This window comes from Synechococcus sp. R55.4, from assembly GCF_047461935.1.
GTDB lineage: Bacteria > Cyanobacteriota > Cyanobacteriia > Thermostichales > Thermostichaceae > Thermostichus.
This window is the reverse complement of sequence record NZ_JANSIF010000008.1, coordinates 35,443-61,285: the sequence shown is the minus strand read 5'-3', so window position 1 is coordinate 61,285 and position 25,843 is coordinate 35,443. Positions and strand designations below refer to the sequence as shown.

General features: G+C 57.1%; 24 protein-coding genes and 1 CRISPR repeat array (1 of these 25 cut by a window edge). Of the genes, 19 read left to right on the top strand and 5 right to left on the bottom strand.

Features of this window, described 5'->3' with window-relative positions:
• Positions 1 to 101 precede the first annotated feature (101 nt).
• Complete coding sequence (locus NW842_RS03425; protein ID WP_414351249.1) at positions 102 to 713, top strand: cytochrome c oxidase subunit 3; 612 nt, start codon at positions 102 to 104, stop codon at positions 711 to 713.
• On the opposite strand, the gene holA is transcribed toward NW842_RS03425, so the two are convergent.
• Positions 701 to 1,693 (bottom strand): DNA polymerase III subunit delta, encoded by a 993-nt coding sequence (gene holA / locus NW842_RS03420; RefSeq protein ID WP_414417476.1) that lies wholly within the window; start codon positions 1,691 to 1,693, stop codon positions 701 to 703. The two genes, NW842_RS03425 and holA, sit on opposite strands and share 13 nt — an antisense overlap.
• A gap of 942 nt (positions 1,694 to 2,635) precedes the next feature.
• Between holA and NW842_RS03415 the strand changes: the two genes are divergently transcribed.
• The 5 genes from NW842_RS03415 to ispD all read left to right on the top strand — a co-directional run bounded on the left by NW842_RS03415 (position 2,636) and on the right by ispD (position 8,545).
• The gene (locus tag NW842_RS03415; RefSeq protein ID WP_414374783.1) at positions 2,636 to 4,051 is read left to right on the top strand and encodes an IctB family putative bicarbonate transporter; all 1,416 of its coding nucleotides are present in this window, start codon (positions 2,636 to 2,638) and stop codon (positions 4,049 to 4,051) included.
• Positions 4,052 to 4,201: 150 nt separating this feature from the next.
• Entirely contained in the window at positions 4,202 to 4,540 is a 339-nt protein-coding gene (locus NW842_RS03410) for a P-II family nitrogen regulator (protein ID WP_011430352.1), read from the top strand.
• A 154-nt stretch (positions 4,541 to 4,694) separates the two neighbouring features.
• A complete protein-coding gene (locus NW842_RS03405; RefSeq protein WP_414357151.1) occupies positions 4,695 to 6,107 on the top strand; it encodes an ammonium transporter in 1,413 nt (470 codons plus the stop codon).
• A gap of 314 nt (positions 6,108 to 6,421) precedes the next feature.
• On the top strand, positions 6,422 to 7,792 hold the full coding sequence (locus NW842_RS03400) for an ammonium transporter (RefSeq protein WP_240527655.1): 1,371 nt from the start codon (positions 6,422 to 6,424) through the stop codon (positions 7,790 to 7,792).
• Between the two features lie 45 nt (positions 7,793 to 7,837).
• Positions 7,838 to 8,545 (top strand): 2-C-methyl-D-erythritol 4-phosphate cytidylyltransferase, encoded by a 708-nt coding sequence (ispD, locus tag NW842_RS03395; protein WP_414374794.1) that lies wholly within the window; start codon positions 7,838 to 7,840, stop codon positions 8,543 to 8,545.
• A 40-nt stretch (positions 8,546 to 8,585) separates the two neighbouring features.
• Here ispD and NW842_RS03390 read toward each other — a convergent pair whose 3' ends face one another.
• Positions 8,586 to 8,945, bottom strand: coding sequence for a DUF559 domain-containing protein (locus NW842_RS03390; RefSeq protein WP_148202775.1), 360 nt, complete (start codon positions 8,943 to 8,945; stop codon positions 8,586 to 8,588).
• 780 nt (positions 8,946 to 9,725) lie between these two features.
• Here NW842_RS03390 and cobM point away from each other — a divergent pair.
• The 9 genes from cobM (at position 9,726) to NW842_RS03345 (ending at position 17,145) form a co-directional block, all read left to right on the top strand.
• Positions 9,726 to 10,532, top strand: coding sequence for a precorrin-4 C(11)-methyltransferase (gene cobM, locus NW842_RS03385; protein ID WP_414417475.1), 807 nt, complete (start codon positions 9,726 to 9,728; stop codon positions 10,530 to 10,532).
• A gap of 183 nt (positions 10,533 to 10,715) precedes the next feature.
• Positions 10,716 to 12,800 (top strand): tetratricopeptide repeat protein, encoded by a 2,085-nt coding sequence (locus NW842_RS03380; protein WP_414417474.1) that lies wholly within the window; start codon positions 10,716 to 10,718, stop codon positions 12,798 to 12,800.
• A 38-nt stretch (positions 12,801 to 12,838) separates the two neighbouring features.
• Positions 12,839 to 13,666, top strand: coding sequence for a sulfurtransferase (locus tag NW842_RS03375; protein WP_414357164.1), 828 nt, complete (start codon positions 12,839 to 12,841; stop codon positions 13,664 to 13,666).
• Entirely contained in the window at positions 13,663 to 14,841 is a 1,179-nt protein-coding gene (locus tag NW842_RS03370) for an NAD(P)/FAD-dependent oxidoreductase (protein ID WP_414357166.1), read from the top strand. The genes NW842_RS03375 and NW842_RS03370 overlap by 4 nt, the downstream gene beginning before the upstream one ends.
• A 321-nt stretch (positions 14,842 to 15,162) precedes the next feature.
• Positions 15,163 to 15,645 (top strand): Fe-S cluster assembly sulfur transfer protein SufU, encoded by a 483-nt coding sequence (sufU, locus tag NW842_RS03365; protein ID WP_011434254.1) that lies wholly within the window; start codon positions 15,163 to 15,165, stop codon positions 15,643 to 15,645.
• Between the two features lie 98 nt (positions 15,646 to 15,743).
• Positions 15,744 to 16,121 carry a response regulator gene (locus tag NW842_RS03360; RefSeq protein WP_414357168.1) on the top strand — a complete coding sequence of 126 codons (378 nt, stop codon included), beginning with the start codon at positions 15,744 to 15,746 and terminating at the stop codon, positions 16,119 to 16,121.
• On the top strand, positions 16,118 to 16,495 hold the full coding sequence (locus NW842_RS03355) for a response regulator (RefSeq protein WP_414357170.1): 378 nt from the start codon (positions 16,118 to 16,120) through the stop codon (positions 16,493 to 16,495). The genes NW842_RS03360 and NW842_RS03355 overlap by 4 nt, the downstream gene beginning before the upstream one ends.
• A 168-nt stretch (positions 16,496 to 16,663) precedes the next feature.
• Entirely contained in the window at positions 16,664 to 16,870 is a 207-nt protein-coding gene (locus tag NW842_RS03350; protein ID WP_414357172.1) for a hypothetical protein, read from the top strand.
• Between the two features lie 41 nt (positions 16,871 to 16,911).
• Positions 16,912 to 17,145 carry a hypothetical protein gene (locus NW842_RS03345; protein ID WP_414374777.1) on the top strand — a complete coding sequence of 78 codons (234 nt, stop codon included), beginning with the start codon at positions 16,912 to 16,914 and terminating at the stop codon, positions 17,143 to 17,145.
• Positions 17,146 to 17,298: 153 nt separating this feature from the next.
• On the opposite strand, the gene fba is transcribed toward NW842_RS03345, so the two are convergent.
• A complete protein-coding gene (gene fba / locus NW842_RS03340; protein ID WP_011432022.1) occupies positions 17,299 to 18,378 on the bottom strand; it encodes a class II fructose-bisphosphate aldolase in 1,080 nt (359 codons plus the stop codon).
• Between the two features lie 390 nt (positions 18,379 to 18,768).
• Between fba and NW842_RS03335 the strand changes: the two genes are divergently transcribed.
• A complete protein-coding gene (locus tag NW842_RS03335; RefSeq protein WP_414374776.1) occupies positions 18,769 to 19,365 on the top strand; it encodes a hypothetical protein in 597 nt (198 codons plus the stop codon).
• Positions 19,366 to 19,401: 36 nt separating this feature from the next.
• Here the strand turns inward: NW842_RS03335 and murI are convergent, their stop codons facing one another.
• Complete coding sequence (murI, locus tag NW842_RS03330; protein WP_414374774.1) at positions 19,402 to 20,280, bottom strand: glutamate racemase; 879 nt, start codon at positions 20,278 to 20,280, stop codon at positions 19,402 to 19,404.
• A gap of 130 nt (positions 20,281 to 20,410) precedes the next feature.
• On the bottom strand, positions 20,411 to 22,222 hold the full coding sequence (locus NW842_RS03325; protein WP_414417473.1) for an N-acetylmuramoyl-L-alanine amidase: 1,812 nt from the start codon (positions 22,220 to 22,222) through the stop codon (positions 20,411 to 20,413).
• Between the two features lie 198 nt (positions 22,223 to 22,420).
• Here NW842_RS03325 and NW842_RS03320 point away from each other — a divergent pair, with 198 nt between their 5' ends.
• The 3 genes from NW842_RS03320 (at position 22,421) to NW842_RS03310 (ending at position 24,921) form a co-directional block, all read left to right on the top strand.
• On the top strand, positions 22,421 to 23,548 hold the full coding sequence (locus NW842_RS03320; protein WP_414417472.1) for a hypothetical protein: 1,128 nt from the start codon (positions 22,421 to 22,423) through the stop codon (positions 23,546 to 23,548).
• Positions 23,549 to 23,899: 351 nt separating this feature from the next.
• Positions 23,900 to 24,505, top strand: coding sequence for a precorrin-6Y C5,15-methyltransferase subunit CbiT (gene cbiT, locus NW842_RS03315; protein ID WP_414358065.1), 606 nt, complete (start codon positions 23,900 to 23,902; stop codon positions 24,503 to 24,505).
• Positions 24,506 to 24,702: 197 nt separating this feature from the next.
• A complete protein-coding gene (locus NW842_RS03310) occupies positions 24,703 to 24,921 on the top strand; it encodes a hypothetical protein (RefSeq protein WP_011432028.1) in 219 nt (72 codons plus the stop codon).
• 490 nt (positions 24,922 to 25,411) lie between these two features.
• Positions 25,412 to 25,843: direct repeats of the CRISPR family, unit length 36 nt; unit sequence GTCGCTTCCCTTCGGGGAAGTGGAATTAATGGAAAC (it continues 766 nt past the right edge of the window).

Sequence of the window (25,843 nt, the reverse complement as noted above, 5' to 3'; positions counted from 1 at the left end):
GGGCGGCTGATCCCCTGCTCACTGGGTATTCCAGTCTTGGCTGGGCTGCTTGTACAGCCTCAAGAAGTCTCAGGAATTCAGGAATTTAGGTGGAAAGGAATATGCAAGGATCCCTCGCCTCTGAAACGCTGATGGTTGGCCACTCAAGGGCCCACACTGCCCATGCTGAGCACCCAGATCATCGCGTCTTTGGCATCTTGATGTTTTTGGTGGCAGAAGGCTGTCTTTTCCTAGGGCTGTTCATGGCCTACCTGGCCTATAGCCTCACCGCCCCGGTGTGGCCGCCGGAGGGAACCCCAGAGCGGGAATTGCTTTTGCCTGGGATCAACACGGTGATCTTGCTCTCCAGCAGCTTCGTCATTCACAAAGCTGGGTCGGCCATCAAGGCCGATGATGTCAGGGGTCTGCGGCTGTGGTTTGCCCTCACAGCGCTGATGGGGGCGGTTTTCCTGGCAGGGCAACTCTATGAGTACAGCAACCTGGAGTTTGGCCTCACCACCAATTTGTTTGCCAGCACCTTCTATGTTTTAACGGGGTTTCATGGTCTCCACGTGATGGCAGGGTTGCTGTTTATTCTGGCAGTGCTCTGGCGCTCCTTTAAACCCGGCCACTACAGCGCCCAACATCATTTTGGCGTCGAAGCTGCCGAGATCTACTGGCACTTTGTGGATGGGGTTTGGGTTGTGCTGTTTATTCTGCTCTACTTGCTCTGAGCTCGGCCTTCACCCAATATAGCCACGATTTGGATCAGCGCTTCTTGAAAGGCATCTCGTTCCGGCTGTCCTTGCTTGAGGTTGTATTCCAATTGCAAAAGCTGCTGCATTGCTTTCAGTAAAGCTGTGGTCTTCAGGGATCCCACCTCTTTTTGCAGAAAGTAAACCCGATTGGGATTCCCGATTTCTGCTTTCTGGGCGATGACTTTGGGATCCCGTTCTCCCTGATCCAGCAGCAGCCGCACCCATAGCCAGGTGCGAAATTGGCCTACCAACACCGCCAGAATCCTCAGGGCCGGCTCGTTGTGATCCAGCAGATGGGTCAAGATGCGTAGGGCTTGTTCCAGATTCCCTTTGCGCAGGGATCCCGCCAATTGAAAGCTGTTGTAGGCGCTGGCGGGAACTAACGCCTCGACTTGTTCAGGAGAAATGGGATCCTGTTGACCTGCCGTAAACAGGGCCAGCTTTTCCAATTCCATCGCCAAGCGACGGGAGTCATTGCCCACCGCCTCGGCCAATTTCTGGGCGGCTGCCGGGCTGAGGGCCAGATCCCGTTGTTCAGCTTCCCGCTGCACCTGCTGGAGAATGCCCTCCTCATCCCAAGGGGCCAGTTGCGAAAACTCGCGGACAATGGCCGTTTTTTTGAGGATTTTGGTGGATTTCAGGCGCCCATCCGGTTTGCTGCTGGTGGTCAAGAGCAAATGGGTGGTGGGGGGTAACTGGGCCAGTGTGCGCTCCACTTCTTCCCACAGATCTTCCGGGCAATGTTGGGTGAGTGTTGTCTCTTCCAGCCAAACCAAGCGGGCGTTGGATCCCAGCGGCGGGGTCATGGCTTGGTTGAGCCCGGCAACCGTGGATTCCGGCGGCAGGCGATCGTAGTTAAAAGCAGCCCAGTGGGGATCCAGCACTTGATCCCGCAACTGCTGTACCGCCTGCATCAGGCGATAGGTATCATCCCCCCAGTACAGGTAAACGGGCACGCTTCGACCGAGTGATTTACGAGATGCTTTTCCCCTACTTCCTCCATTTTGCGTAGGTCAGTTCCCCTTGTCTAAGCGGTTTGGCCGGGATCCCTGCTCAACTTGGTGGAGGGAGTCAGTCCAAGTGAAGATACCGAGCCCAGCTTGACTCAAGTTGTTTAAGAATAGGTCAAGTACTCGCCCTGTCTGGCGAAAACAAAGGCATCTTTACATAACTTTCATAATCCAGAAGTCTCCGCAGCCCAAAAAGTTCTGTATTCCCACTGAAGAGATTTCGTAGACCTTCTCCTACAGTTGAATTAGGAGCAGAGACTGCAGGGTTAAAGATTATGGATGGCATTGGCGAGTTTGAGTTTAAGGTGCAAATCTTAGCCCGTTGCATGGGATCCGCCCTGGATCTGGGCCGTCCTACTCGTATTCAGATTCACTATTCCAACTCCAATTCCCAGAACGCAGTTAGAGCCAAGGAAGGTTGGTCTGGATCCCGCTTAGGCGATCAAATCCCTTCTCCTAATGCCGAAGGTGAAAGAGGATCCCAAGGTCAAGTGTTAGCCTGTGTTGCCTGAAGAATCTTTTGAGAATCGGTCTGTGGTAGGTCAGGAGATCTTCGATTGCGGCAATCCAACATTTGATTGAAGATTGAGATAGAGCTTTTTGTAGTTTTTCCTGCTGTTCTTCTTTGCTTTTTACAGAGACTTGTTCTTAAGATTGAAAACCCAACTTTGATAACTCTTCGATGCCTTTTGTCTTGTAGAGTCTTGTGAGTCAGCCGGTTCTTTGTTTTTGTTGAGGGGTACTTTGTCCGGCTGGCGCGATAAGAGGTTGCGCTCTTCTTCGTTGTCTCCTTGCCTCTGGGGATATAAGCTAGAACTTCGTCCCACCGACGCAATCGGAAGGTGACTTGGGGCGTATGAACTTGTGCCCAACAGGCTCCGGAGGGTTATGGAACGAGCAACGCAACGGTGGCACGGTTTTCTGCTGCGCGATTTTCCCATCAAGGCTTGGTGGCAGGGAAGCCTTTTGGGTCGTCTATTGGGATCCCTGCAGAGTTGGGGGAAAAGCAGCGTATTGGTGCAGACTTCCGACCGCATCGGCCTGGGGCTGGTACTGCTTTACTGGGTTTTCTCTGCGCAAAGCTCCACCGGCATCCTGGGCCTGATTTTGCTGGCTATGGCCGCTCTGGTGGGCCTGGGCACTTTGGTGGAAACGCCGATTGGGCTGCCGCTGCATCTGCCCCTGGTCCTTTTCTGGGGAATTGCCACCTTGGCGACGATTCTCTCTCCGGTTCCCTACGCAGCGCGGGATGGCTGGCTGAAGTTGACTCTCTACCTGGCTGGTTATCTGTTGTTGCATCGTCTGCTGCGCAAACCCCAATTCCGAGATGGGATTGTGGGATCCCTGCTTTTGGTCAGCTTGGTGATGGGGGTCTACGGCCTGCGGCAATACTTTTATGGGGCAGCAGAACTGGCCACCTGGGTGGATCCGGAGTCGGGCTTGGCAGGTCTGACGCGGGTGTACAGCTATCTGCGCAACCCAAATCTGTACGGGGGCTACTTGATCCCGGTCATTCCCCTGGGGCTGGCCGCCACTTGGATTTGGCCCAGTTGGGGAGCGAAACTCCTGGCCGGGTTTACGACGGCGGTGAACCTGATTTGCCTGTTGCTCACCTACAGTCGTGGCGCCTGGATTGGGGGGCTGGCCATGCTCACCCTGATGGCCGTGCTGTTGGCACAGTGGCATTCTGTCGATTTGCCAGCCCGCTGGCGGCGTTGGGCCTTGCCGGCCCTGTTGGGCGGAGGGGGGGCTGCTCTGTTGCTCGGAATCCTGACGGTACGCCCTCTGCGGCTGCGGGTGCAGAGCCTTTTTTGGGGGCGGCTAGACACCAGCAACAACTTTCGGATCAACGTCTGGGCGGCGGTGCTGGAGATGATCCGCGACTTTCCCATCTTGGGGATCGGCCCCGGCAATGTCGCCTTTAACCGCGTCTACCCCCTTTACCAACGAGGCAACTTCAGCGCCCTCGGAGCCTATTCGGTGCCTCTGCAGCTCACCGTGGAGACTGGCTTCATCGGCTCCTTAACTTTCGCCTGGTTCCTCTTGGTGCTCTGGGATCACGGCTGGAGATGCTGGAAAACTTTGCTCAACTTGCGGGATCCGCAGGGTCTATGGGTGGCAGCAGGCTTGGCCGCTTGCACCGGCATGATGGCCCACGGCTTGGTGGATACCATCTGGTATCGTCCCCAGGTACAAATGCTGTGGTGGCTTGCGGTAGCGCTTATTACAGCCAGCTTGGCCTCTCTCAGCCCTCAGCCGCTTACAGATGCTGGTGAGACGCCAGTGGGGACTTCCTCCCGTTAAGGTAGCTTAAGCTTGGCCTTCCGGTCTTGACGGGAGCAAATCCAGAGTGGTAAGCATCTTCAGTAGGAGATAAAAATGTATCTGTTTTTACAATTTGCAGGTGTCAGTAGTGTTAGAAATTAGCGGAATTGTCCGGGGTGCAGGAGGCAAATGAAAAAAATCGAGGCCGTAATCCGGCCATTCAAGTTGGATGAGGTCAAAATTGCTTTGGTCAATGCCGGAATTGTCGGCATGACTGTAAGTGAAGTGCGGGGCTTTGGTCGCCAAAAGGGACAAACCGAGCGTTATCGGGGATCCGAGTACACGGTAGAGTTCCTACAAAAGCTGAAAGTGGAGATCGTGGTTGAAGATGACCTGGTGGATACGGTGGTGGAGAAGCTGATTGCAGCGGCTCGCACCGGCGAAATCGGGGATGGCAAGATTTTCATCAGCCCCGTCGAAAAAACCATCCGCATCCGAACTGGCGAGCTCAACCAAGATGCCCTATGAGAAGGGATCACGTTCAGGGTTTGGGTTGCCCGGCCTGAGCCTCGTGTGAGTTTGCTTCATGTCTCTTTTGCTGTATATCTGATGAGGTGTTCTTGCCCTACTTTTCGGGTAATGTGTTGCGAGAAGTACTGTCACTTTAGGTGAGTCGAAAAGCATGAGTACGACAATGATCCAAAAGCTCAAGAGCCAGGTGCCCCAGTGGCTTTGGCGACCGGCCAAGTGGAGTCTGACTGCCGCTCTAATGGCTGCGCTGGTTTTTCTATTCGGCCAGGGAACTGCCTTTGCTCAAGAGGCCGAGGAAGTTCAGAAACACGCTGACGTTGTTTGGACGATCGTGTCGGCGGCCTTGGTGTTCTTCATGCAGGCAGGGTTCGCCATGGTGGAGACGGGCTTTACCCGCGCCAAGAATGCCGCCAACATCATGATGAAGAACTTGATGGACTTCTGCATGGGCTGTTGCGCCTTCTGGTTCATCGGGTTTGGCCTCATGTTCGGCAAAAGTGCTGGCTTCTTCGGCACTGACTGGTTTGCTTTTGGCTGGCAGCAGGCTTACGAGGCAGATGGCTGGCCCTTTACTTTCTTTGTCTTCCAGATGGTGTTTGCCGCTACCGCCGCCACCATTGTTTCCGGAGCGATGGCAGAGCGCACCAAGTTCTTGGCCTACTTGATCTACTCCATCGTTATTTCTGGGCTAATCTACCCCATCTCTGGGGGTTGGGCCTGGAACGGGCTGTTCGGCGACTACAACGGCGGCACAGCCGGCTGGCTGGAAAATCTGGGCTACATCGACTACGCCGGGTCGGGGGTGGTGCATTTGGTAGGGGGCGCTGCGGCCTTGGCAGGTGCGATCGCGCTTGGCCCTCGCATTGGCAAGTACGGCCCCAATGGAGAGCCGCGGGCTATTCCCGGCCACAACCTGCCGCTGGGGATGTTGGGGGTGTTTATCCTCGCCTTGGGCTGGATCGGGTTTAATGCCGGTTCCACCACTGCAGCCTCTGTCGATATTGGCTGGATTGCCATGAATACGCTGCTGGCAGCTTCGGCTGGAGCAATTGGGGCGATGTTCACCTCTTGGGTTCATTTTGGCAAGCCGGATATGACCTTTGCCGCCAACGGTGTCCTGGCCGGCTTGGTGGGGATCACTGCCCCTTGCGATAGCGTCCATCCTTTGGGTGCTCTGATCATCGGCTCGGTGGCCGGGATTCTGGTGGTGATTTCGGTGGTGATCCTGGATACGGTGCTGAAAATTGATGACCCGGTGGGCGCGATTTCGGTACACGGCACCTGTGGTATCTGGGGGGTGTTGGCAGCAGGGATCCCCTTCTTTGCCAATGCCAACTATGCTGAAGAGGTCACCTGGGCCCAATTTGGGGTACAAGTGGTGGGCGCTCTGGCCTACTTCCTCTGGCCCTTTATTACCTGCTTGATCCTGTTCTTTATCCTCAAGGCTGTAACCGGCCTGCGCACCAGCGCCGAGGAAGAGATCGCCGGTTTGGATGTGGGCGAGCATGGCAACGTGGCCTACCCCGACTTCGTTACTGCTGCCACCGATTCGGAGCAATCTTGAGCCGTTGTGCTCGGTCTGACCTGGGGTTGCCGGATCGGAGCATTGCTGAACTGAGCATCAAATGAGCATCAAAAGGGAGGGTCAGGGCTGGCCCTCTCTTTTATGGCTTGCTGATGTATTTGGTGGCATTGGTGTAGGTGGTTACGGGTAGGAGGGGAGAAATAGCTCAAAATCGAGGTGTGGGACTTGGAATCGAGATGAAAAGTCAGATAGGTGAGACTGTTTTCTCTCGTCTTCGGCAGGGGATCCTTTTGGGTTTGAGGACAGAGGGGAAAGTCCTGCTGGGGGTTGGAGCTTTGCTGGGGTTGGGAAGTTTGGTTGCCCCGCCTGCTCTGGCCCAGACGGATCTCACGGCTCTGGAACAGGCTCTCCCACCCGAGGCTTGGGCTGAGCTACAAACCTTACTGAAAACTCAGCAATACCATGCCGACATCGTCTGGACAACGGTGGCCGGGGCGCTGGTGTTTTTCATGCAGGCGGGCTTTGCCATGGTGGAGGCGGGCTTCACGCGGGCTAAAAATGCTACCAACATTGTCCTGAAGAACCTGATGGACTTCTGCTTCGGGGCCTGCGCTTTTTGGTTTTTGGGGTTTGGGCTGATGTTCGGATCCCATGTGGCCGGTTTTTTGGGCACCAACTGGTTTTTTTTCAACTGGCAACAGGGAGCTGAAGCCGGCAGTCAAAACGATGCTTGGCCTTTCACGTTCTTCTGTTTCCAACTGGTGTTTGCCGCCACCGCTGCCACCATTGTCTCCGGGGCAATGGCGGAACGCACCCGCTTTTTGGCTTATTTGATTTACTCCATCGTCATCTCTGGGGCGATCTACCCGATTTCCGGGGGCTGGGCCTGGAATGGCCTGTTTGCCGACTACAACGGTGGTACAGCCGGCTGGCTGGAAAACCTGGGCTACATTGACTTTGCCGGGTCGGGGGTGGTGCACTTGGTGGGTGGGGCTGCAGCTTTTGCGGGAACTTTGGTGTTGGGGCCGCGCTTGGGCAAGTATGGTCCCAATGGGGAGCCGCGGGCTATTCCCGGGCATAGCTTACCCTTGGGCATGTTGGGGGCGTTGATCCTGTGGCTGGGCTGGATTGGCTTTAATGCCGGCTCTACAACGGCAGCGATTCCTGATATTGGCTGGATTGCTTTCAATACCTATTTGGCCGGGGCGGCAGGAGCCATCGGCGCTCTCTGTACTTCCTGGGCCATTTTTACCAAGCCGGACATGACGTTTGCAGCCAATGGGACACTGGCGGGGCTGGTGGGCATTACTGCTCCTTGCAACACTGTTCATCCTTTGGGGGCAATCCTTATCGGCTCGGTGGCCGGGGTGTTGGTGGTGTTGTCGGTGCTGTTTATCGAGGGCACCTTGAAGGTGGATGACCCGGTGGGGGCGGTGTCGGTACATGGGGTGTGCGGCGCTTGGGGGGTCATTGCTGCAGGGATCCCGTGGTTTGCCCATGCGGAAGCGGGGGTGACTTGGGCGGTGTTGCCGGTACAGATTCTGGGGGTTATTGCCCTGGGAGGATGGTCTTTTATCTGTTGTCTGGCTTTGTTTTTGATTTTGAAGGGCACCATCGGTCTGCGCGTCTCGGCAGAAGAAGAGTTGGCCGGCTTGGATATTGGCGAGCACGGCAACATTGCCTACCCTGACTTTGTCACTGCTTCGGGAGAGTTGGAAGGTTGAGTTGAGCAGTACACTGGGATCCGGTTGGATGCACTTTTGGATCCCATGCACCTTCTGATCCCGGCGGCTGGCAGCGGCAAGCGAATGGGAGCTGCGGTCAATAAGCTGTTGCTGCCGCTCTTGGGTCAGCCGATTTTGGCTTGGACGTTGCAGGCTGCGGATCGAGCCAGCTCCATCGAGTGGATCGGCATTCTCTCCCAACCCGGCGATTGGCCGGCCATCGAGCAGATCCTGGCGGCAATGGATCTGTCCACGCCGGTGCAGCTTTTACAAGGGGGGGCGACGCGGCAGGAGTCGGTTTGCAAGGGGGTTGAGTATCTCTATGGGTGGGGGACGGTGGAACGGGTGCTGATTCACGATGGGGCCCGCTGCCTGGCTACCCCTGAGTTGTTCGATCGCTGCAGTGCCGCTCTGCAGCAGGTGGATGGTCTCATCGCAGGGATCCCTGTTAAAGACACGATTAAAGTGACAGAGACCGGCCCCAACGGGATCCAAATCCAATCGACGCCGGAGCGCAGCAGGCTGTGGGCAGCGCAAACCCCGCAAGGATTTCGCCTGTCGTTGCTGTGGCAAGCCCATCAGGAGGCTCTGGCCCAAGGTTGGCAAGTGACCGATGACGCAGCTCTGTTTGAGAAGCTGGGCTGGCCGGTTTACATCGTGGAAGGGGAGGAGACCAATTTGAAGCTAACCACCCCCCTGGATGTGTTGCTGGCCGCACAAATCCTGCAGCAGCGTCTCGGACCAGCGCGTTAGCTCAATTCAATCCCGGTAGGGCCAGTCTCAACCTTGGGAATTAAAAGTAGGAAGGAGGAAATCTAGGTTCACTAAGAGCACTTTGATCACCCCATCTCTTGTGGTCCGTTGGAAATGAAAATGATAAGTCTGGCTGTTTAGAATCTAATGCACCCAAGACACCTGAAACCAAGCAAAAGATGAGATTAATGCACTTTTCACTTTCTTCATAAACTTGCCGTTCTGAGAACCGAACTACAACCCAGCCTCTATCCGCTAGATAAGCATCACGCTTACTTTGCTTAGGATCATTCACAGTATGGGCTGGCCTACACAGATTACCTTCAAGAAACCATGGCTCATCAATTTCAATGTCAATGAGTAAAACGAGTGATCTTTTTCCATCTCTAGATACCTGCATTGCGATATCAGGGGTATAGCACCGGACACTAGACTGCTCTATGCACCAGCACCAGTTGCCCATGCCGATTGCAGCTTGCCCATCAAAGGCTGGGGTAGCTCGGGTAGATTTGGCCTAACAGGGCGTTCCGGCATTCGAGGTAGTTCAGGTTCCGTTGGGCGCTCCGGCATCTGTGGCGGCTCAGGCTCCAGCGGACGGGCAGGCATCTGCGGCGGCTCAGGCTCCGGCGGGCGAGGTGGGAGATCTGGCCCCCTCAGGAGGAGAGCAATCGGCTGGGGTAAAACAACGTAGGGATAATAGTCTTTCCGAACGTACCTTAAGATCGAATACAAATGCCTACCTTGGACTTCCATGTTCTTAGCTTGAGCTTTCAGGTGAGCTTTCTAGAAGTCTCGCATTGCACTTCGTTGCGCTTTACCGAGAGATTTAGGTCTAAAGTCATTTTCTTGACCCTGACAGCTTTCAAGGCTGCCCTAGGGCTTTGCCAGAGGTTCAGAGTGATTAACCGCTTTGCTCGCGTCAGCGGGCTGTGGTCTCCAAACCCAGATGTCGGCATCGCCATTGAAGCGCAGTTCCAAAGTCTGTACTCTAAGCTGATTGATACTCTTCTTATTTGTCAAGACTTGTTTTTTGTCAAGACTTGTTTGTAAAGACTTTAGAAAAGGGATCTTCAAAAAAAGAGACCTTCGAATCCCCTCATGGACGGAGTGATTAGCTCTATCCTCTCTGAAGTGGTTCCCTGCTGCTAGGATGCACGCTGCTGGGGTAGGAAGAGACCGAATGAGCGAACAGACTGTGCCCTATTGGCCCGTCCACATTGTCGGCGCCGGCCCCGGGGATCCGGAGCTGATTACCCTGCGGGGGCAAAGACTGCTGGCGGAAGCCGATGTAGTGTTCTACACAGGTTCTTTGGTGCCAGAGGGAGTGCTGGCCCATTGTCGCCCTGGGGTTGAGGCCATTGACACCCGCTCCTTCACGCTGGAAACGCTGCTGCCGCAAATTGTGGAACGGGTCAAGGCGGGGCTGCGGGTGGTGCGGCTGCAGGATGGGGATCCCTGCCTTTACGGCGCTCTGCACGAGCTGCTGATCCGGCTGGCGGAGGCAGGGATCCCTTTTGAGATCGTGCCGGGAGTAAGCGCCTTTCAATTGGCAGCCGCCCGTTTGCAGGTGGAGTTGACCATACCCAAGTTGGTACAGACGATTATCCTCACCCGCGCCAGCGGTCGCACCCAGGTACCGGAAGCAGAAGCCCTGGCCAGTCTGGCAGCCCACCGCGCCTCTTTGTGTCTATATCTGAGCGCCCGCCACGTAGAACAAGCGCAGGCAGATCTGCTGGCTCACTACCCCGCCGATACCCCGGTTGCCGTTTGTTATCGCTTGGGTTGGCCGGACGAACAGATCTGGCTGGGATCCCTGGCCGAGATGGCCGCCCTCACCCGGCAAGCCGACTTAGAACGCACAGTGCTCTATCTCGTCAGCCCTGCCTTGAAAGGCTTGTCAAGCTCCAGATCTGCCCGCTCGCGGCTCTACAGCCCTGACCACACCCACCTTTTCCGTCGCAAAATGGGCCGGCAGCCCCGTTTGTAACAGGCTCTTTCAGTATATTGACGGACTCCGGCAGATTGAGCACAATGAGGCAGCGAGATGAAGTCAGAGGCCTTGACTTCTGGCCACAAGGTACTCAGCTTTGCCGAGAGAAGTGGAGCCCTTTTGAATTGGAGTTGTTGCAAGACTACTTTTTCACCCTTTAACTTTATGAGCTCTAACCTTATGGCTGACTCATCTGCCGCTCGCAGCGTGGAAACCCTGATCAAGGCTCTGCAGAAGGCCCTTGCCCCCCTGCCAACCCGTTCGGCCCTGAAGCAAGATGTCCTTTACCTCATGGTGGATCTCCCACGGCAGGGGATGTTTAGCCGCTCTATGGTGTTGCATCGAGTTGCCAGCCAATTGGGGGGCTTGCCTGTGCAGGGAGTTAGCCAACTGGTGGTGTACGGTCGGCTTCAGGGGGAAACACAGCCGCAGTGGAAAAAAGTCTTCTACTTGTCCTCTGGGGAAAGCAGTGCCGATGCCACGCAGATTGTATTACCGGGCACCAAGATTTCTGAGATCAAGGTGCTGGAGGCCCAAAAACCTGTTGTGGATCCCGACCACAACTCCGATTTTCGCAAAGTTAAAACTCTGGGGGCACCGGTTCCCAAAATTCAGAAAGAGCGCTGGCCAGAAGCGGCTCCAAGCCAGGCCTCGGTTGGCCATGCCCCTTCCCAAGACGGGATCCCGACCCCTCTGCCTACAACTGCTCGCCCCAGTTCTCCTATCGACGTTCTGGCCAACTTTCCGACACTTGATCAATGGTTGCACAGGCCTGCTCTAAGGCCCTTCTTGGGGGGAGCTCTGGCTTTGTCTCTCCTGCTGGGGGCTGGGTTGGTGGTGCGCTCTTTTGGGCAAGCCGATGTTCCTGCCCGAGCCAGATCGCTGGGGCTGGGGATCCCGCTGTTGATCTTGGCCGCAGGGGGGGGCTGGCTGGGGTGGAAAGGTCGGCGTGTCGATGACACCCTTGAGCGAGAAGAGGGATCCCAGGATCCCTTTACAGAAGGGCTGTCCTTTTTACAGGCCAATCCAATGCCTGAGGCGGTGGAGCGGTTTCGGGAGGCCGTGCGGCAACAGCCGAATCATGTCGAGGCCCACGTTGAGCTGGCCCATCTGTTGGCGAAAACCAACCGACTGCAGGAGGCATTGAGCCACTACCAACAGGCCAAACGCCTGAACCCGAACTTGAGCGGCATCAACACCCACCTGGTGGAAACCCTGAAGGCCCTGGCGCGGCAGTGGTTGGCCCAGCATCAGCCGGATGAAGTCTTGATCCATTTGCCCGAAGCGCTGCCCCTCACCCAGGGATCCGCTCAAGCCGAGATCTTCAGCCTGCTCGGCCAAGCCTGGGCAGAGAAGGGCAACTGGGCAGAAGCGTTAGCTCAGCAACAAAAGGCCCTGGGGCTGGATCCCCACTTCAGCGAGGCCCATCTTTGCGTTGCTCAAATTCGCCTCAAGCTGGGGCAATGGGACGAGGCCATCGATTCCTGTTGGGCTGCTTTGGAGTTGAATGATCGCCTGGGCCTGGGCCACGCCGTGATGGGACAAGCGCTGATGCGCAAAGGTCAGTTAAAAGCGGCAATAGCAGCCTTCCGAACTGCCCTCAGCCTGGATCTCAGTCCTGAGTTGGCAGCCGCTGTGCGGGTGGATCTGGGTTTGGCAATGGTACATGCAGGCCATCTGGCTCAAGCTAGCCAGGAGTTCAGCCAGGTGGTCTTCAATGGCCAGTTCAAAAGACAGCAGGCTCGCGCCTACTACGGCTTGGGCCTGGTGTTGGCAAGCCAAGAGCAATACAGCGAAGCTGTGAAGAACTACCGGCGGGCTTTGGAGCTGGCCCCCGATCTGCACGAAGCGATGGCCGCCATTGGCCTAGCCTACCTGGGCCCCAAACAACGGGATGCCTCTGGGCGCAAGTTCATCCAGCCTCAACAGTTGCAGCAGGCTATGCAGCAGTTTGAACAGGCCCTCGAAGGAGATTCAGAGTTGCCGGAAGCTTACTTTGGCCTGGGCGAAGTGGCGCGCATCAAGGGGGATCTAACCTCGGCGGAGGCCAGCTATCGACGGGCCATTCGCAGCAATGGCAGCTATGGAGCAGCTCACTATCGTCTGGGATCCATCCTTGCCCGCCAAGGCAAGCTGGAGCAGGCCATTGAACACTTTCGCTCGGCTTTGGAAATCGCTCCCAACTTCTCCGAAGCCAGAGTGAGCCTGCAACAGCTTCTCTCCAAACAGATGGAAGAGGCCCATACCGGCCTACTCGTCCCGTAAGGTGGGATAGGATCTTCCAGTTAAGGTTCTCTCAACCCATGACACCAACGCCAGGTTGGGTGGTCAGCCCTGCAACCGCCATCCAGCTCATCCAACAAGGGGCAACGCTTCTGGATGCACGCAGTGCGGAATTGCAAGCCGACGGGATCCTGAAGGGTTCAATTCCGGTGAACTGGACGGAGTTTACTCAACCAGAGGCTGCCAACAGCGGCAAGCTGTTGGCAGATGATGCCCTTCTCACCGAAAAGCTGCAGGGCCTTGGCGTGTTTCAGGGGCGTCCGGTGGTAGTTGCTGCCGATCCGCTACAGGGCTGGGGAGAAGATGGCTGGATCGTTTGGATGTTGCGCAGCTTGGGTCATCCCCAGGCAGTCATGGTGGACGGGGGCTATCCGGCCCTGGTGAAGGAGGGAGTGCTGACCACAACCCGACAAAGCGCCGACGAACCGCAACGGGGCGACTTTGTAGTGCAGCGAACCGACCGGTGGGAGATCGACCGGGACACTCTGCGGGCCAGCCTTGGCTCCGACCGTGTGGCCATCCTCGACAGTCGCGAAGCCCAAGAATACAAGGGAGCCACCCCCTATGGTGAGGCGCGCGGTGGACACATCCCCGGCGCTGTGCATCTCTACTACAAGGAGCTGATGGATGCGGCGGGATCCCTATTGCCGCCCGCTGCAATTCACGCCCGCCTGCAAAAAGCCGGGATCCCTCCAGAAGCCGAGATCATTGCCTACTGCACAGCTGGGGTTCGCTCCGCTTGGGTCACGGTGGTTTTAACCCACGTGGGCCGGCAGGCCAAAAGCTATTCCGGTTCCATCCTGGAATGGGCGGCCGGGGATCCCCAGGAGTTCCCGCTCCAGCCATGAGGGGATCCCTGCCCACCGTAATCTTGGCCGGATGTGGCTATGGGGCCATCGACACCTTGCGGGCCCTCCAAGGGCAGGCACGGGTGATCGCCATCAACCCCTATCCCTACAGTGTCAATTCGGGCATGTCCACACGGCTGCTGAGCGGTCGGTTTTCTCTAGAGCTGGTGCGGATCCCTTTGCTGGAGCATATTCAAGCCAACGGCGCCCAGTTTTTGCCGGGGCGAGTCACCCACATCCAACCCGAAGCTCGAACCCTGACCCTGGAGAGTGAAGCCGGGATCCAAACTCTGGCCTACGACTATCTGTTGGTGAATGTGGGCCGGGAGTTGCGCACCATTGATGGGATCCAACATGCCTTCACCATTCGACCGGCAGAACAATTGGTGGCCGCCCGAACTTGGATCCGGCAGTGCTGGCAACGGGCTGCCCAGGGGGATCCGACGCCGGGTCTGTTGACCTTTGTGGTGGCAGGGGGAGGCTGTACCGGCACAGAGCTGATGGGGGAACTCTACGATCTTTGCCGGGAAATGAGCGCAGAAACAGGGATCCCCTTAGCTCAAGCCCGGCTGATCCTGATCCATCGCCAGGCCCATCTGGTGGAGGGTTTCTCAGAACACTTCCGCCGGGCTGTGGAAAGAGAAATCCGCCGCTTGGGGGTGGAAATCTGGGCCGGATGTCAGGTGAAAGCCTTTGGGCCGGAGCAGGTGTGGCTCTCGGATGGCACCGAGTTGATGGCTCAGACTCGCCTGTGGGCAGGTGGCTTCCAGGCGCCGGCCTGGTTGAGCACCTGCGGCTTGCCGACAGGGCCGACGGGATCCCTGCTTGTGGATCAATACCTGCGGGTGCAAGGCTCAGAGCGCATCCTGGCGGTGGGGGACTGCGCTGACTTTGTTTGGGGATCCCGCCTCTTGCCCAAGATCGGCGTGTACGCGGTGCGCCAGGGGCCGATTGCAGCCCAAAACCTGCTGCGGCTTATCCGCGGCCAACCTCTGATCCCCTACCGACCGCAGGCCACGGTTTTTGTTTGTGTAACGGTGGGGAACCGCGTTGCTGTTGCTGAGAAAGGCGGGCTGGTCTGGCGCGGCTATGCAGCCACGGTGCTGAAGAACTTTTTTGATTGGCTGTACATGTGTAAACTCAAGCCCGTGCGCTGGCAGGAGTTTTTCTACTGACCCAACCCTGCCAAGAACGGGGTTAAGATCAAGACCGGATGGGTCGAGTTGGGCTTGCTTCCCAGAAATTCTGAATGTCTAGGTTATGGCTGTTCCCAGCAGCAAGGGGGCACAACATTCCAAATCGCAGCGAAGCAGTGCTCTAACTCCCCTCTCTCCTTGTAGGGCAAGCAGTAGCGAGGGTTGACGCAGAGCGCCAGAGAGCATGTTTCAAACTTAATTTTTGGAGTGACTGCACTACCCTTCAGCCCGCCCAAAACTCTTGATTCGTTTTACCGACCTTTGCCGACCGGCCAGAGCAGCGACCAATCAGGAGCAACAATGCCTCTCGATAACCTGCGCGGACTCTATCAGCAAGTCATTCTGGAGCGATACAAAAAGCCCCACAACTTCGGCAGAGTGGATCCCGTCCACCGCCACCAGCGCGGCCACAACCCCTCCTGCGGCGACACCATCGACCTCACCTTGCAACTGGATCCCAGCCAGGAGCGGATTGTCGATATCAAATTCGAGGGGGCAGGCTGTGCCATTGCCCTGGCTTCTGCCGATCTCATGGCGGATGCGGTGCGGGGGCGCACCATCCCCGAAGCTCTGCAGTTGGTGGAGCGCTTCCAAGCCATGATGCGCGGTGGCGAAGAGTTCCCGCGGGAGCAACGGGCTTTGAACGCCATGAAAGGGGTAGCCCAATTTCCAGTACGCATCAAATGCGCCAACCTGGCCTGGCATGCGCTCAAATACGCGCTGGAATCGCCCGAACCCCAGGCCAATGGGTCGGCCTTTGTGAGCAACGAAAACACCGACTAACTTTCCCCAGTTTTACCCTTCTCCCTCGCTACCCTGGGCAAAAGCCTTTCAAGGCTTGCGCAGATTGTTGGTTTCCCAGCTCTGCCCAGGAGCAAACGATGTCGCAGCAGGTGTTGATCGTTGAGGATGATCCCAGTCTTGCTTATGTTCTCAGCCTGTTGCTGGAGCGAGAGAATACAGAGTTTGTGGTGGTTGCTTCGGTTCCCGGTGCCATCAGTCACTGCCAAGCCTCACGACCGGATCTCATCATTCTGGATTTGGAACTGGTTGGCGACGAGGGGTTTGCCCTGCTGGATTGGCTGAACAGGAATCCTCCCGCCAAGCCCATTCCCGTCTTGATCTACACGGCCCGCGATGTGGAGCACCCAGAGCGTATCCGCTGGCAATCTCAAGTTACCGAAATCTACGTCAAAGGGCGCATCAGTCCGACAGAACTCCAAGAACGGGTACACCAACTCTTGGCTGAAACAACATGACCCATCGTCTGCTGATCATCGACGACGAACCCGATATTTGGGAAATGACCCAACTGATCCTGGAAAACTTGGTCGGCTGGCAGATCTTAACGGCGGGATCCGGCCCAGAAGGGATCCAAATCGCTATCCGAGAGCAACCCGAGGCCATCCTGCTGGATGTGACGATGCCGGGGATGGATGGCCCCACCACCTTGGCCCATTTACGAGCTTTGCCGGAAACCCAAAGGATCCCCGTGATCCTTCTAACCGCCAAAGTCCGGGATCCCCAGGATGCCTCTCTTGCTCAGCTTGGAGCCAATGGCTTCATCAGCAAACCCTTCAACGCGGCCACCCCGGCTGCGGAAATCTCCGCTCTGCTGGGCTGGGATCCCTGACTCAACCCTGAACCTGCCCCAAAGACCCCTGGGATCCCGCCGATATCCGCCAAATCGCGTAGAAGAAACGTACAAATTGCCTAGGTAAGTCTTCGGTGTTTCTCTGTATTTTCCCTGATCTCCAAGCTATGATGGGCGCGTGAGCGTTAGAAATACGGAGGAACACAGATGCAAGCCGGTGTGGATCCAACGCTGGACTACCGTACTTACCGCATAGCGGCCCTATTGAGCGAGAGCTTCTCTTTGGGAGCGCTGCTGGGAGTTTCCCTCAAGTGGCAGAAGGATGTCTCTTCTGAGAACGAGCCTCAGGCCGGAGTTCCTCCCTTCTTCCTACAGCGCATCGAGCAGTGCTACCTCATCCCTCGGCAAAAGTAATCTCTCCTCTGTCAAAAACCATCTCTCAAACAGAACCAGCCATGAATACAGATCTTGACTCTCTCCTTGTTGCTCCGCCCTCCAGCATCCAAGAAATCGTGGAACAGGTGTTCCGCAGCAGTTTTCTCAGCCTAAGTCAAGAGAACCGCATCAATGAGCTGCTCTTTCAGCGGCGCTACTCTGAGGCTGACCTGGAACTGTTGGACTGCCTAAGCTTGGCGTTGCTGAACCATCAAATTGAGACGGAAAAACGTTCTGCGGCAAAAGCTGCCTGACCCCCAAAACGCATCAAGTTCCTCCAAAGCAAAAGGGGATCCCCGCTGGATCCCCTTATTTGTCCAATCTGAGTCCAGTGACCTAGCTGATCTCCAAGGAAAACCCTGGAAGCGCCCCGGCAAGCATTCCAGAGTTCTTGCAGGATGTGGGGACTAGACCGCAACGGTCTTCTTCACCTGAGCCGCCAAAGCTCCAGAAGCATACTTGGCTGCCATCTCATCCAAGGTAACCACCGGAACTTTGGTGCCATGGCCAGCACAGCCGAAGGCAATGTAGCGCTCAGCACAGACTTTTTGCATTTCCTTGATGGAAGGCTTGAGGAAATGGCGGGGATCAAACTCTTTCGGATTCTCGGCCAGGGCGCGACGCACGGCAGCTGTGATGGCCAGGCGGTTGTCGGTGTCGATGTTTACTTTGCGCACTCCATTTTGGATGCCCCGCTGAATTTCTTCCAGCGGCACACCGTAAGTCTCGGGAATGGAGCCGCCGTATTCGTTGATGATGTCGATCAGCTCCTTGGGCACCGAGGAGGAACCGTGCATCACCAGGTGCGTGTTGGGCAGGCGGCGGTGGATCTCGGCGATGCGCTCCATGTCCAGAATGTCGCCGGTGGGCTTACGGGAGAACTTGTAGGCGCCGTGGCTGGTACCAATGGCTACGGCCAGCGCATCCACCTGAGTTCGCTCCACAAAGTCCACCGCTTGGTCGGGGTCGGTGAGGAGTTGGTCATGGCTGAGCGCCTCTTCCGCGCCGTGGCCATCTTCCGCTTCCCCACGGCCCGTTTCCAGGGATCCCAGGCAGCCCAGTTCCCCTTCCACACTCACCCCGATTGCATGAGCCACTTTCACCACCTCGGAGGTCACGGCCACGTTGTACTCGTAGCTGGCCGGGGTCTTGGCATCTTCCTTGAGGGATCCATCCATCATGACGCTGGTGAAGCCGTTGCGGATGGCGGAATAGCAAGTAGCCGGGCTATTGCCGTGGTCTTGGTGCATGGCGACGGGGATGTGGGGGTAGGTCTCCACTGCCGCCAGGATCAGGTGCCGCAGAAAGTTCTCGCCCGCATACTTGCGTGCCCCTCGAGAGGCTTGCAGGATAACGGGGCTGTTGGTTTCATGGGCTGCCTGCATGATTGCTTGGATCTGCTCCATGTTGTTGACGTTGAAGGCAGGAATGCCGTAGCCATGTTCGGCGGCATGATCCAGCAGCGTCCGCATTGCAACGAGAGCCATCGGTTACCTCCTGAGGTGCTGACCTAGTGCGTATGAGATTTGCTTACCGTTGATCTTAAGATACTTTTTACGTTTTGGCGGATAAGCCGCCGGGGATCTGCGTATCTTGCCGAGGGATCCTTACAGCTATTGGCCGTGATGCTCGCGCTCAGGCGCAACAGGCGCACCGACATCTTCAGATACAGTGGGGAAGGGCAAGACTGTTGGGCGCTTGCATCGAGGATGGATCTGCCCATGCCCGCTCAATTTATCTCTTAGTCTCTCTAATTCTACTGTGGTGTTTTTGTGTTGTTTGCCCGGAGGAATGGGAACGTGCGTTGCGATCGCTGGCCGGTCTTGGGTGCAAAGCCAACAAGGGCTCTGTCCTGCTGGGGCAAAAGGCTGCGCTGGGTGCGAGGAACCGGTTTGGCAATGGCCTGCTGGGCAGTGGCGGGCCTTCGGTCGGCAGCTTGGGGGATCCCCGGGCAATCTCCGGATCAAGCGGCAGCCTGGGTGAGGGACAATCCTGTGCTGCGGCCCCGTCCGGGCGAAACCCTGAACATCAACCGAGTGGAGCCGGATAGATCCCGTTTTACGTTCTTGGCTTCGGTGGCTCCGCCAGGACGGATCATCAACCCGCTGGATCGGGAGACGATTCGCTCGGAGCGGATGACGTTCTTTCGCCCCCAAGGACTGACGGCAGAAGACCTCTTTCAAGCCATTCGCGACGTTTATGGGCCGGAGATCGCCGCCGATCTGGATCAGGCGGTGGAGGTGATTCGCTACCCGTCCCCAGAAGCTCTGGCAAGCAGTCCGGGCTATACCTTGGCCCTTGCCATCCAAGGGGTGGTGCTGCGGGGAAACCAATTCGTGTATTGGCTGGAGCTGACGCAAAACCCCGATGGCCGCGTGCAGCAGGGGCAGGTGTGGGTGTTCCAAGAGGAATGGCTTCCCAAAGTGGAGGGGGAGCTGGCGGAGCGCTTCCCCTTGCAGGTGATGACCCGTTGAGGGGCCCCCAATCTTTATCCCCGAGGAGAAGGGCGCTCAGGGGCGGAGGGAGTTGCTGACATCCAAAGCCGGCAATTCCACCCGTTCTACCTGGGGCCGAAAGCCCAACCAAGGAGTGGCCAACTGGGCAAATCGCTCTGGATCCCCGCTCACACAGAAACGGTGGGGTTCCTCCTGGGCAGCGGTCGAGGGGCGGCGCAAGCCCCATAAGCTCAATTCGCGGGCCAGGGATCCCACCAGCGCCATCCCCGGATCCACTCGTTTGACCGAGGGGGGCAGCAAAGGCTTCAGGATCGGATCCAGCAATGGGTAGTGGGTACAGCCATAGACAAGGGTATCGATCCCTTTTTGCAACAGGGGCTGCAAGTAGTGTTCAGCCGCTTGTCGCAGGGCAGGGCTATCCAGCCATCCGGCTTCAATGAGAGGGACGAACTCAGGGCAGGCTTGCTCCCAACAGTAAACGGGGTGCGGAAAGCGTTTGGGATCCAGAGCGCTGTACTCCTGAATGGCTTTTGAGTAAGCGCGACTCTTGACCGTGGCCACCGTGGCGAGCACCCCAATGCGGGATCCCTGGGCCAGTGCTGCCTGGGCGCCGGGCAGGATTAACCCCAGAATGGGCAGGGCAAACTCCTGCCGCACCTGTTCTAGGGCCAAGGCCGAGCTGGTATTGCAGGCCATCACCACCAGCTTCACCGGCTGCGCCTGCATCCACGTCAGAATTTGCCGCACAAAGGCCAGGATCTCCTCTGGCGAGCGTTCCCCATAGGGTACCCGTGCCGTGTCGCCGAAGTAGATGAGCCGTTCGTGGGGGAGCCGACGGCGCAAAGCTCGCCAAACCGTCAGCCCGCCCAAGCCGCTGTCAAACACCCCAATTGGCCAACTGGGATCCGGATCCGATCCCCACTCCCACCGCATGCTCCATTCTCCTCAACACCTTGGCCTAAGCTGCTGTATCCTACCCTGCTTTCAAGGATCTCGGCGACGCCTTCCCTGTGAGATCAACTGGATTCAGTTGTGATCAACACCAACAAGCTCAGCCGAACGGCTAGCGGCTGCGCAAGAAGGTCTCAATACCATCGGCAATAGCCCGCGCCAAGAGAGCCTGATATTCGGCAGTAGCCAATTTTCGCCCTTCGGTTGGGTTGGTTACGTATCCCAACTCCAGCAGCACGGAGGGCATACCCACAGGTGTTTCCCGCACCACAAAAAAGCGGGCTCGTCTCACCCCCCGGTCAGCAGCACCGGTGGCCCTGACCAAGCTGCGGTGCAAGATGGCGGCCAGCTCGGCGCTATCGGGTCGCAGGTAATAGGTCTCGATGCCGTGAATGCCGGAGCGATCCAGGGCGTTGGCATGAATGCTCACCAGCAGGGCAGCATTGGCCTGAACGGCCATATCCACCCGCGGTTGCAGCAGCACTTCCCGGTCATCGGTGCGGGTCATCACCACTCCATATCCCCGCTCCTGCAACAGTCGTCGTACCTGGTGGGAAATGGAGAGCACGATGTCCTTCTCCTGGATCCCATCCACCCCGATGGCACCGGGATCCCGTCCCCCGTGGCCGGGGTCGATGGCAATGACCGTCCGGTTCAGAGATTGGGGGGTGGAAGGGGAGGCAGGGCCGGGCGTCTGCGGCTGAGGTATTGGTGGAGGAGCATTCAGAGGTCGCAGCTCCAAGGTAATGCGGCGGGATCCCTGGCCGGGGTTGGGCTCGAAGACATTGAACTCCTCGGCGGGCTGCACCAGAATGCTGACCGTGCGGGCATCTTCCTGGACAAAGCGGATCCGCTCCACCGGCCCTCCAACCGGCAAGCCGGGATCCGGCATAGACTGGGGCAGGCGAGCGGGCGCCACGTTGATGCGGTAGCCACCACTCTCGGGATCCCAGCCGGCCCGGTAGAACATGAATCCATCGGCGCTGATGATCAACCGGTTGCCCTGGAGCTGAACCGATTGCAACGTCGCCAGCGGCCCACTGCTGTTGACAGAGCTGACCTCGGGCAAAAGGCTGGCCTGGGCAGCACCCCCGGCAGGCTGGATCCAGATCCCACCTCGCTGTGGGTCGTAGCGGGCTTCCCAATCGCCACCGGAGGAATCTACATCCAGCACTACCCGAGCAACGGTGGGCTCAAACTGCCCGATACGCAGCCGCGAAACCCCCAGACGGTTGATGACATAAGCTCGCTGGGTGAGGGCAGGGCTGAGGGTGGTGTTGAGAAAATCCACCACTACCCGATCCGGATCGAGGATGCGCCGCACCGTAGTGGAGGGGCTGCCTTGGGTACGGATAAAAAAGCCTTCTGCTTGCGGGGATACCTCTAAAATTTGATGGCCGGAGCGAGGAGATGGGGTGGGTGCCGGGCGTCGGGGAGGCAGTGTCGGCAAAGGCGGGGACGGCGGGAAGGGATCCCTGGAACCTCCCAATAAGCCGGCAGATGAAGGGGGAGAAGAAGAGAGAGATCCGGCCTGGGTGAATTGAACAGCCCAGCGGGAGGGGCCGGCAGTGAGCAGTTGCAGGTGGTTAAGGCTGAGGGGCTGATCCGGCTGCAGATACAGCACAAAGCGGGTAATGGTATCCGTAAGCTGGCTAATCTGCAGAGAGGTGACACGGCCTGCAAAGGTCTGGGTCTGGGGCTCCTGTCCGAAGCGGGTGTTGGGAAAATCCAGCACCACTCTGGGGGGGTTTTGCAGAACAAACAGGAAAGGCCGCACCTCTCCCTGTGTATTGACTTCCAGCCGCCCCTGCTGGGGGTCGTAGTACCAACGCTCAATGCGCGATAAACCTGGGGCTGTAATCGCCTGAGCCTGGACAGATTCCGGGGGAAACAGCCCTGCCCCCGCCAAGCTCAACAGCAGCATCGCCCCCCATATCTGCCTTGACCCCGGCTTGCCAAATTCGGGCATGACCTTCCATCCACTCCCCACACCTGCAACTATACCAACCTGCTTTCGGAGCAGCCTGAGAAGGAGCGCAATTCCGCTCTTGCTTGCGGGGCCAGAGGATAATGGGCGTATCTTCTCCATCCCACTGCTTGTTCTCCGACGAGGTATCTTGGGATGCCCAGGCCACCGGATCCCCTAGCCCTGGCCCGAGCTGGACACGCCCAGTCAATTGTGCAGGTTGTGCGGACAGAACTGCTGCGGCGTCGCTGGTGTGCTCAGGTAGACTTTGCCGACGAGACCCTGCACGTCCACCTGCTGGGATCCCTGTACCAGCCTGCGCTCTCCCCCCAAGTTGCCGCCGCCCAACTGTTTCTGATCTTGAAGCAACTGCGGATCCCACGGCTGGAGCAAGTGGAAATTTGCGCTTTCCGCGGCTCACGTTTGCTCTGGCGGCAGAGCCTAAAGCTGGGATCCCGGCGGCGTTGGGATCGGTTTTCCTTCGATAACTGGGCAGTCAACGCTTGGGCTTACCCGGCTGCGTTTGCGGTGGCCCTGATGGTGAACAACATCGGCTTATTGCGGTTGCTGCATTTGCCTTGGCACATTTGGATTCACGAGCTCGGCCATGCCACCATCGCCTGGTGGAGCGGGTATCGGGCTTTGCCTCTGCCCATCGGCTGGACAAGCGTTAGCTCCCAGAGGGATCCCTTTGTGTATTTTGGAATCCTCTTTTTGCTGATTTTGCTGTTCTGGTCGGCCCGCCAGGAGCAGATGAGATGGCTACAGGCGCTGGCCGTTCTTCTTGCCCTATTCCAGTTCTATATGACCTGGCTGATGCCCAATCGCACTCAGGATCTGTTGATTACCTTTGGTGGTGTTGGAGGGGAGTTTTATCTCAGCACCTTTTTGATGGCCAGCTTTTATTTTCCCCTGCCAGATCGTTGGCGATGGGACTCTTTGCGATTTGTCGTGCTGGGGATCGCGAGCAGCAGCCTGTGGAGAAGCTTTTGGGAATGGCACAGCATCAGACTGGGATTGGCCGAGGTTCCCTGGGGAACTTTGTTGGGCGGCCAAGGAGATGCCAGGGGGGATATGAACCGCCTAAACCACGACTTTGGCTGGAGCACCGATCAAATTATCCAAACCTACACTTTTTTAGGGAACCTGTGTGTTTTCGTCGTATTGAGCCTATATGTTCTATTCCTGTTGCGGGCAAATGATGAGATTTGGCTGTATCTGCGAGCAAAGCTTATTCTTTGGATGGATGGTTTGATAGGCTCCAGTTCAAGGAAACGTTCTTAAGATCCTCTTGTACTGAACATTGCCCCAACTACAACTTTTTCCGGCAGCACCAGCTACATCCAGCGCAAAATGAGCTCTTGGGTAAAAGGGATCCCGCTTGTCTCCAGAACTTCCCTAGTGTCCAACTCGATTCCTCAAGGGGGCAGGATCATTTTGGTTTTGGACTGCAGCTTTGCCGGTTGGGAATTGCTCCAACCACTCCGTTAAGCTCAGAGGGCGTTTGTGGTGCCCATCTGGGCAATGATTGGGCGGGAGAAGCGGCACCCCTATCAGGTTGGAGATGGCCTGTTGAGCATTCGCTCTATGCTGAGGGATATGGCAAGCAAACTTCCTCTGCGACGCTACTTTCCCATGTCAACTGCCTTCTCTTGGCCCTACCGCACCCCAGGGATCCCGGACTCTGCCTTTGAACGCATCCCGGGGATCCCGATGAGCCCTCGCGAGGTGCGCGTGTTGGTGCTGAGCCAGTTGCGCCTGGGAGAGAACCACTGCCTATGGGATATCGGCGCCGGAACCGGCACCATTGCCATTGAAGCAGCCATTCTGTGCCCCAAAGCTCGCGTGATCGCCATCGAGCGAGATGCAGAGGTGGTCAGCCTGATCGAGAGCAATTGCCGGAAATTTGGCCTCGCCAACGTGCAGGTGATTCAAGGTACTGCCCCCGATTGTCTGCAACACCTTTCTCCAGCGCCGGATCGCATCTGCATTGAGGGGGGCCATCCTCTACGCGAGATCTTGGAAGCCTGCTGGAGCCATCTCAGCCCCAACGGACGGGTCGTGGCGACGACCAACTCTTTGGATGAGCTCTACGGCCTTTCCGCTGGCCTGGCCGCTGTGCGAGCTCGTCATGTGGAGGTGATTCAATCGGCGGTGAACCGCCTGGAACACCGCGGTCGGACTCAAATGCTGCTGGCACTGGATCCCACCTTTGTTTTGAGCGGAGAAAAAATGGGCTAAGTTTTGTGTAAACTGTTTACATTTTTTGGTAAATCTTTTCCTAAGGTGATGGATAAAAGTGGATTGATTTATCTCGGCTGTCTTAGAACCAGCAGAAAAGATTGGGTCACCCAAACCTTAAGCTATACTGATATTTCTCGATCCCAAACTCAAATCTGCTTTTATACCAGATAAGAGAGCTGGGAAACCCAATAGCTATGGATCAATTCCAACACCCCTTTCAGGAGTCACGGGAAGTCAAACTGCGGCAACTGTTGATTCGGGAGCGCTGGCCGGAAATGCTGAAAGGCTGCCGGGCTTGCATCCATTGGGACGACTTCAAGCGACCGGAATGCTGTGGTGATTGCGGCATCGGGGATCGACGCAGGCAAGCAGTAGCCGAAGAAAGCCCACCCAGCAAGTCCCCAGGCATTTAGGGTTCGCAAGCTTCCCAAATTGGGATCCCAGCTCCTGCAGTAACTTTGGTAGTTTCTATTGAGAACTTTTACTCAGGGAGTTTTACCTAAAAACCGGGTCTCAAGCCCGGTCTTCATACCTGCCTGCGGCGGAAGCAAGCTGGCAAAGTGGGGAGGCAACGAGCGCCTCTCCCAAGATTGCTATGTCGTCGCTCCCTAGCCTCTCATCTTGCCCTCATTGGCCCCCTGCTTCCGCTTCTCAGAGGCAGCTCCCCAGCAACCTCAAGGGGGGCAGGAGGATCCATGTCAATTTCTACACCAACCCAGTTAGCGACAGGGTCGGCGACAAGCCTCAAACCCTGATTCTTCCGTTGACCCGGTCGATCCCGCTCTGGGCAAGGGTTTCAGGCCTCTCGGCAGAGAAAAATAAGGGGAAATTGCAGCCGAAAACGAGACCCTGTCGATCTAGGCCCCTGGATCCCGCTCTGGGTAAGGGTTATAATGGGGGGGGGTCGCTTCCCTTCGGGGAAGTGGAATTAATGGAAACCAGGCTGATCTCAACAACCTGGAACGTAATCTCGTGTCGCTTCCCTTCGGGGAAGTGGAATTAATGGAAACCAAGAACCCGCGCACCACTTGCCGCTCGTCGCCTAGTCGCTTCCCTTCGGGGAAGTGGAATTAATGGAAACTGCAGTCGTCCACGAGGGATTCCTCTACTTTGAGGAGTCGCTTCCCTTCGGGGAAGTGGAATTAATGGAAACTCAAAAACAGGTGGGAAATTAATCAAGCGAACCTGGAGTCGCTTCCCTTCGGGGAAGTGGAATTAATGGAAACACGCCATCATTCTGAGGGCCAACCTGCCACTCCAGCAGTCGCTTCCCTTCGGGGAAGTGGAATTAATGGAAACATTCAAGGAACTTCAATAGACTTCTACTGTTATTTT